This is a genomic window from Pseudoruegeria sp. SK021 (assembly GCF_002119405.1).
GTDB lineage: Bacteria > Pseudomonadota > Alphaproteobacteria > Rhodobacterales > Rhodobacteraceae > Meridianimarinicoccus.
Genome location: NZ_MTBG01000178.1, coordinates 1 through 250, shown reverse-complemented (window position 1 = coordinate 250; position 250 = coordinate 1). Strand labels below are relative to the sequence as shown.

Genomic DNA, 250 nt, shown 5'->3' with positions numbered 1-250 from the left:
ATAATCGCCAGCTGAGCACCTTCCGACTATACCAGTCCATGACGGCTACCAGGTACAAGAACCCGCGGCGCATCGGAATGTATGTGATGTCAGTGCACCAGACTTGGTTGGGTCGCGTGATTGCTAGAGAGGTGGTCCTAGATTTTAGACCAGTTTTCCGCCGAGCCAAGCTATAGCATTGGGTTCATGTCAGGCGGCGACTTTCAGGTGTTGATTGTGGGTATCATAAGCCTCACCGGGCGTCAGCAGC

1 pseudogene is annotated in these 250 nt (G+C 53.6%); it reads right to left on the bottom strand.

The annotated features are described in order from the left end of the window. Nucleotides 1-127 (bottom strand): annotated as a pseudogene (locus BV911_RS19045) (DDE-type integrase/transposase/recombinase); the annotation flags it as partial. Between the last annotated feature and the right edge of the window lie 123 nt (nucleotides 128-250).